At 67.4% G+C, this 7,441-nt stretch carries 5 protein-coding genes and 2 pseudogenes; 2 read left to right on the top strand and 5 right to left on the bottom strand.

Annotated elements, in window-relative coordinates; genetic code table 11:
• Positions 1–261: pseudogene (locus tag CK944_RS20925) on the top strand (3-hydroxyacyl-CoA dehydrogenase); the annotation flags it as partial.
• Here CK944_RS20925 and acnA read toward each other — a convergent pair.
• The 5 genes from acnA to CK944_RS20900 are packed head-to-tail and all read right to left on the bottom strand — an operon-like array spanning position 258 to position 6,811.
• Positions 258–2,819: an aconitate hydratase AcnA gene (gene acnA / locus CK944_RS20920; protein WP_103174994.1), complete on the bottom strand. Its 2,562-nt coding sequence runs from the start codon at positions 2,817–2,819 to the stop codon at positions 258–260. The pseudogene CK944_RS20925 and the gene acnA sit on opposite strands and share 4 nt — an antisense overlap.
• A 53-nt stretch (positions 2,820–2,872) precedes the next feature.
• Positions 2,873–3,745, bottom strand: a complete 873-nt coding sequence (locus CK944_RS20915; RefSeq protein ID WP_103174993.1) for a GntR family transcriptional regulator — start codon at positions 3,743–3,745, stop codon at positions 2,873–2,875.
• Between the two features lie 57 nt (positions 3,746–3,802).
• Entirely contained in the window at positions 3,803–5,302 is a 1,500-nt protein-coding gene (locus tag CK944_RS20910; protein WP_103174992.1) for a tripartite tricarboxylate transporter permease, read from the bottom strand.
• A gap of 12 nt (positions 5,303–5,314) precedes the next feature.
• Complete coding sequence (locus CK944_RS20905) at positions 5,315–5,785, bottom strand: tripartite tricarboxylate transporter TctB family protein (RefSeq protein ID WP_103174991.1); 471 nt, start codon at positions 5,783–5,785, stop codon at positions 5,315–5,317.
• A gap of 54 nt (positions 5,786–5,839) precedes the next feature.
• On the bottom strand, positions 5,840–6,811 hold the full coding sequence (locus CK944_RS20900; RefSeq protein WP_103174990.1) for a tripartite tricarboxylate transporter substrate binding protein: 972 nt from the start codon (positions 6,809–6,811) through the stop codon (positions 5,840–5,842).
• Positions 6,812–7,235: 424 nt separating this feature from the next.
• Here CK944_RS20900 and CK944_RS23830 point away from each other — a divergent pair.
• Positions 7,236–7,441, top strand: a pseudogene (locus CK944_RS23830) (hypothetical protein); the annotation flags it as partial.

Below are 7,441 nucleotides of genomic sequence, written 5' to 3'. Positions count from 1 at the left end.
TACGACTATGCCCCGGGCGAGCGTAAGCCCCAGCCCTCCGCCGCCGTGGCAACCCTGCTGGCACACCGCATCACCGGCACCGCCCGCATGAACCGCGACAGCATCGCCCGCCACCTGGTGGCCGAGATGGCCGCCGAGGGCCAGGCGATCCTCGACGAAGGCATCGCCGCAACCCCCGCCGACATCGACCTGGTGGAAATCCACGGATACGGCTTTCCCCGATGGAAGGGCGGACCCATGTGGGCCGCGGGAAGGTCCTAGGAGCGGGCCTTCCCGCTCGTCACCCGGTCCAGGATCAGCGGCATCAGCCCGCCCCTTGCCAGCGTCTCGATCTCGAGGCTGGTTTCGATGGCGGCTGTCGCCTCAAGGGAATCGGATGCGCGCCTTGGCCGGTGCAACAGCACGCGGACGCGCGCGCGGGGGGCAAGGCGGGCGGGATCCAGGTCGATCTCTATCCGGTCCTGCGCGGTCAAGGCCAGCGACCCTGGCGTGACGCCATCGGGCAGGCGCAGGGGCAGGATGCCCATGCCGATTAGGTTCGACCGATGGATGCGTTCGAAGCTGACCGCCAGCACCGCCCGAGTGCCCAGAAGCGCCGCTCCCTTGGCCGCCCAATCGCGCGACGACCCCATGCCATAGCGTTCGCCCGCAACGATCACGACGGGGGTGTTCATGTCACGATACCGCCGGGCCGCCTGCCACAAGGGCAGGATCTCACCGTCGGGCAGAATCGTGCTGCCGGGTGGTATGCCGGGGGCCAGCAGGTTCGTGACCGCGCCGTTGGTGAACAGGCCGCGCAGCATGGCTTCCCAGTTCCCGCGCCGGGACGAGAAGACATTCAGGTCATGCGGGGCATCGCCGTTCCCGATCAGATAGCGGCCCGTTTCGCTCTCCTTCGGGATCGCCCCTGCGGGCGAGATATGGTCGGTGGTGATGTCGTCGCCCAGAACCAGGATCGGGGCCGCGCAAATATGGCTGTCGCGGGGCGCGGCGAAATCGGCGAAGGGCGGGCGGCGGATATAGGTCGATGCCTCGTCCCAGGGGAAAAGCGGCGTGGCGGGCGCGTCCAGGTCGCGCCAGCGTTCGTTCGCCTCGGCCCCGTCATAGGCGGCGGCGTAATCGGCGCTGTCCTGGGCCAGGGCAAGGGCCGCGTCGATCTCGGCCCCCGTGGGCCACAGATCGGACAGGCGGACGCCCGGCGCGATCTCATCGGCCAGGATGTCGCGTTCGACATCGCCCGCAAGCGCGAAGGCCACGACTAGCGGGGGCGAGGCCAGGAAGCCCGCGTCCAACTGCGGATGCACGCGGCCTGGAAAGTTGCGGTTGCCCGAAAGCACCGCGACCTGCAACCGGCCCTCGGCCTGGGCCTGGACGGCGGCGTCGGGCAAGGAGCCGGAATTGCCGATGCATGTGGTGCAGCCGTAACCGACGATGCCGAAGCCCACGGCCTCCAGATCCTCCAGCAGACCGGCACGGCGCAGGTATCGTTCCGCCGTCGGCGATCCCGGCGCCAGCGAGGTCTTGACATGCGGCGGCGGCGTCAGGCCCAGGGCGCGGGCCTTGCGCGCGACCAGACCGGCGGCCACCAGCAGGCGCGGATCGCTGGTGTTGGTGCAACTGGTGATCGCGGCGATGGCAACCGCGCCGTCAGGGGCATGGCCCGCAGGCGCGGGCTTTGGCGTGCCGCGCATCGCCGCCGTGGCCTGGGCGGTGGCCCGGGCCGGGATGCGGTCCTGGGGGCGGCGGGGACCGGCGACGCTGACCTGGACCCCCGACAGGTCCAGGTCCACGACATCGGTGAAGACCGGGACCTCCTGCGGGTCGAGCCACAGACCCTGGCGGCGGCAGTACCCTTCGACCAGGGCGCAATGATCGGCGCTGCGCCCGGTCTGGCGCAGATAGGCCACGGTCGCCGCATCCACGGGGAAAAAGCCCGAATTGGCCCCGAATTCCGGCGTCATGTTGGCGATTACCGCCCGGTCGCCCGCCGACAGGCTGGACACCCCCGGCCCGAAGAATTCGACGAAGCGGTCGGCCAGATCGACACGCCGCAGCCGTTCCGTCACGGTCAGCGCCAGGTCGGTGGCCGTCACGCCGTCGTGCAACTGCCCGGACAGGCGCACGCCGATCACGTCCGGGACGCGCAGCATCACCGGCATGCCGAAAAGGACGCTTTCCGCCTCGATCCCGCCGACGCCCCAGGCCAGAACGCCGATGCCGTTGATCATGGGCGTGTGGCTGTCGGTGCCGATCAGCGTGTCGGGCATCATCCAGCCGTCGCGGGTCGTGACCACCGTCGCCAGCCGTTCCAGGTTCAGCGTGTGCATGATGCCGGTGCCGGGCGGATGGACACGGAAATTCGACAGCGCGTTCGTGGCCCATTTCATGAAGCGATAGCGTTCGGCGTTGCGGCGATATTCGTTTTCGATGTTCTTCGCCATCGCGTCGGGACGGGCATAGGCATCGACCGCCAGCGAATGATCGGTCGAGACATCGACGGGCAGAACGGGGTTCAGAAGCGTGGAGTCGAACCCCGCCTCGGTCAGGGCCGACCGCATCGCCGCGATATCCACAAGCGCGGGTCCGCAGGTCGTGTCGTGCATCAGCACGCGGCCCGGCTGAAAGGCGATCTCGGCCGTGCTGCTGCCCGTCGCCAGCCAGTCCAGGATCGCGGCCCGCCCCGCTTGGGGGTCGTTACCCGCGCGCAGCATGTTTTCCAGAAGCAGGCGGTGGATATGCGGCAGGCGGCGCAACGCATTCCCCGCCGCCCGGGGCAGGTCGATGATCGTCCGTCCGTCGAATGTTGCCGCAAACTGCATGACCATGCCCCTGGATCAAGAGCATGATAGCATTACGTCGGGATTAAATGCAATCAGGTGAACAAGGCTGACTTGATGTTCCCGGCTTCCCGGATGTGGCGGTAAAGGAAGGTGGCGGCGGCCTGCATGTCGCGGTCCTCGATCAGGTCGAGGATTTGCAGATGCTCTCGGCATTGCTGCGGCATCCGGCTGCGGTCATGGGTGATGCTGTATTCCATCAACCGCCGGACCCGGTTGATCCGCCGGACCGCATCCAGGAAGAAGTCGTTGTTGGCGCAGGTCATCAGCATTTCGTGGAATTCGATGTTGGTGCCGAAGACCTTTTCCCGCGATTCGCCGCCATAGCTTTCCAGAAGCTGCTGCTGATGGCGGCGGGCGGCGGCAAAGGCGGCAGGGTCGATGCGGAAGCTTGGCAGCAGCAGGGCCTGCATCTCGGTCGCGGCGCGGAACTGATAGGCGTCGGCATAGGCCTTGCGCGATGTCAGGATCTCGCGGAATTCCCAGCCGTTGCCGGGCAGCCGTTCGATCCAGCCTTCGTCGGCGATCTGGCGCAGAACCCGCAGCAGCCGGCCGCGCGTGACGCCGTAAAGGCGCATCAGTTCGTTCTCGCTCAGCCGTTCGGGCAGGCGGCCCCCCAAGGTGTCGGCGGCGATGCGGTCATAAAGGACGTCATCGCCCGCCGCGTCGCAATCCAGGTCCGGGATCGTGTCGGCGTCGCAGGCCAGGAAATAGCCGCGATTGGGCGCGGCTTCGACGATGCCCATCTGTTGCAGCTTCTTCAGCGCGCTGACGATGGGCTGGCGCGACACCTTGAAGCTGTCGGCCAGGGCCTGCGCGGGCAGGTGCTGGCCCGCCTTCATGTCGGTCTGCCGCACATGTTCGACGATCCGGGCCATGATCTGAGGCGAAAGACTGGCGCGCGCCATGAAACCCCCCTTGAAACGGGCGGCGCGGTTCGGGACCGCGCCGCCCTTCTTGCGTGATCAGTCCTCGTCCTGGCGGAACCGGGCCAAGCCCTTGAAGACGAAGGGCGCCAGCAGGGCAAAGACGGCGATGCCGATCATCGTGGCCGATCCCGGATGCTGCAGCAGGACCATCGGGTCGCCCAGGCTCATCTGCAGGGACCGGCGCAGGGCGCTGTCGGCCATCGGACCCAGGATCAGCCCCACGACCACTGGCGCGATGGGATAGTCGTATCGCCGCATGATGAAGCCCAGGACGCCAAAGGCCACCAGCATCATCAGTTCCACCACCGAAGGATTGGCGGCGATCGTGCCCATGCAGGCAAAGACCAGGATGCCCGCGTAAAGCCAGGGCAGCGGGATCTTCAAAAGCCGCACCCACAGCCCCACCAATGGCAGGTTCAGCACCAGCAGCATGACGTTGGCGATGAACAGCGACGCGACCAGGCCCCAGACCAGATCGGGGTGCTGCACGAACAGCAGCGGGCCGGGTTGCAGGTTGTATTGCTGGAACCCCGCCAGCATCACCGCCGCCGTGGCCGAGGTGGGCAGCCCCAGCGTCAGCAACGGAACCAGGGTGCCCGCGGCCGAGGCGTTGTTCGCGGCCTCGGGGCCTGCCACGCCCTCGATGGCGCCCTGGCCGAATTCCTCGGGCTTTTCGGCCAGCTTGCGTTCGGTCGTGTAGGACAGGAAGGTCGGGATTTCGGCACCGCCGGCGGGCAGCGCCCCGATCGGAAAGCCGATCGCCGTGCCGCGCAGCCAGGGCTTCCAGGACCGCCGCCAGTCCTGGCGCGACATCCAGATCGACCCTTTGATCGCGATGGGCTTTTCGTCGTTGAACAGGTGGCGGGACGCGACATGCAGCGCCTCGCCTATGGCGAACAGGCCGACGGCAAGGGTGGTGACCTCGACCCCGTCCAGCAGGTTCGGGACGCCAAAGGCCAGCCGCGCCTGCCCGGTCAACTGGTCGATGCCGATCAGGCCCAGCCACAGCCCGATGGCAAGGCTGGTCAGACCGCGCAGGGGCGAGGATCCAAAGGTCGCCGACACGGTGACAAAGGCGATCAGCATCAGCCCGAAGTAATCCCAAGGCCCGAACTGGATCGCGACCTTGACCAGCAGGGGCGCAAAGAAGGCAAGCCCCATCGTGGCGATCAGGGTGGCCACGAACGACCCGATGGCGGCGGTCGCAAGGGCCGGGCCGCCCCGTCCGCGCCGGGCCATCTGGTTGCCTTCAAGCGCGGTGACGACCGAGGCGCTTTCACCCGGTGTGTTCAGCAGGATCGCCGTGGTCGATCCGCCATACATGCCGCCGTAATAGATGCCCGCGAACATGATCAGCGACCCGCCGGGGTCCAGCTTGAAGGTAATCGGCAAAAGCAGCGCCACGGTCAGCGCAGGCCCGATGCCGGGCAGCACGCCGACGGCCGTGCCCAAGAGCACGCCGATGGCCGCGAAGGCCAGGTTCATGGGATCAAGCGCGGTGCCGAAGCCCTGCATCAGGAAGGCCAGCGATTCCATGTTGCGACCTCCTCAGAACAGCCGCTCGACCGGTCCCATCGGCAGGGACAGGGTCAAGAGCTTGTTGAACAGCAGGAAAATCCCCGTCGCCAGGATCAGGCCCAGGGCCAGGTCGGCCAGCCAGGCCCGGCGGCCGAAGGCGCGGGCGGTGAAGACGAACAGCAGGGTGGACCCGATGATGAAGCCCGCCCCGAACCACAGCGCGGCGATCAGGCTGCCCAGGCCCAAGGCCACCCAGCCCACGGCCTTCCAGTCGGTGGGGCCGGGATCGTCCCCCCAGCGGAAGGCGGCAACCAGATGGCCCGCCCCCATCAGCGCCAGGAACAGCGCCACGAAATAGGACGCCGCATCCGCGCCCATGCCATAGGTGGCGCGGATCTGCATCGCGCTTGCATCGCGCCAGGTGATGAAGGCCAGGGCGAACAAGGCGACGGCGATGACAAGCGTGGGCCGGTGCAGGCCCCGTGCGGTCGGTGTGGTCACGGACGGTCCCCCAATGGGTCAAGCGAAAACGGGGGCGCCAGGCCCCCGCCGCGGTTATTCGGCCAGGCCGATCGAGGTCAGGATGGACGTCACGCGTTCGGATTCGGACGCGATGAAGGCCGTGAATTCATCCGACGGGGCATAGTAGTCGGACCAGCCGCGCGCCTTCAGCAGATCCTGCCATTCGGGGGATTCGACCGTCTTGGCGATGGCCTGTTCCAGGGTTGCCTTGTCCTCGTCGCTAATGCCGGGTCCGGCGAAGATGCCGCGCCAGTTCACCAGTTCGATGTCGATGCCCTGGGCCTTCAGCGGCTGGGCCTCGATCCCCTCGATGGCTTCGGGATAGGAAATCGCAAGCGCGCGCAGGTCGCCCGATTCGATCTGGCCCTGCCATTCGCCATAGCCGGAAATCCCCGCCGTGACCTGCCCGCCCAGCATCGCCGCCAAGGCCTCGCCCCCGCCGGAATAGGCGACATAGTTCACCTTGGCCGGATCCGCGCCCGCCGCCTGGGTGATCAGCGCCGACAGCATGTGGTCCGCGCCGCCCGCCGATCCGCCGGCCCAGATGGTGCGTTCCACGTCGCCCTTGATGCCCTCCATCAGGTCGGCCATCGTCTGATAGGGTGACGACGCCGGGACCACCACGACCAGCGGATCGCCCGTCAGCCGCGCAAGGGGGGTGACGGCGGTCAGGTCATAGGGCGCCTTGTTGGTGATGATCGCGCCGACCATGGTGATGCCGCCGACCAGAAGCTGGTTGGGGCTGCCCGCCGCGCCCTGCACGAACTGCGCCAGCCCCACCGTGCCGCCCGCGCCGGGAACGTTGACCACCTGCACGCTGCGGGCGTTGCCGGTGGACATCATCACCTCTTGCAGGGCGCGGGCGGCGGAATCCCAGCCGCCGCCGGCGCCTGCAGGGGCCATGATGGTCAATTCCAGATCCTGCGCCATGGCGGCGGGGGCGAAGGATGCGGCGCCAGCCGCGATCAGCCAGGCTGCGGCCAGCCGGGAACGAAAGAATGTCATTGTATCCTCCCTGATGTCGCATGGATGCGATCGGATCAACAATGCATAAAAAATCAATAAAATGCAATTTATTTTTCGGGGGAAGGGAAGGGCCGCCGATTGTTCCGCGTCGTGCCCGGCTGACACCATACCAGCGACAACAGGGCTTTCCAGCATTTCCGCATGTTCCGCGCTTCCGGACCGGCAAGAAATAGGCGGAAAGCGGCCAAGACAGGCCTTTCCCCCGCCCCGATCTTGCGACCGGCGCCCGGATGCTGCAGGCCCGAGTTGACGCGGGCACCGTGCAGCCGACGACCTGACTGACAAACTGGGTCAAGGTGGCGGCGATCCATGCGGGGATCGTCAAGACCTGCCACTGCTCTGGGTCGGGCGAGATCCGGGGCATGGTGACCAAGGCGAACTTCGGGGCGAAACGCGCCGTCCGATGTCGCATACAAGCAGCCCCGGCGTGGCGGCCGCGCGGCATTGTTGGGTCGGGGTCTGGCCGTCAGGCCTGGGCTGGGAGGCCATGCACCCGGCAGACGTGCCGAAGATCATGTGCGCGGAAATCGAGACCCGGATCAAGGATCCCGCTGGTCACACTGGCCGGGCTGGAAACCCGCCCCGACCTGTCACACGCGTTCCAGCGCG

It is taken from the genome of Paracoccus sp. SY (assembly GCF_002901215.1).
Classification (GTDB): Bacteria; Pseudomonadota; Alphaproteobacteria; order Rhodobacterales; family Rhodobacteraceae; genus Paracoccus; species Paracoccus acridae.
Note: the sequence above shows the minus strand (reverse complement) of the source record. Positions and strands in the feature narration are given on the sequence as shown.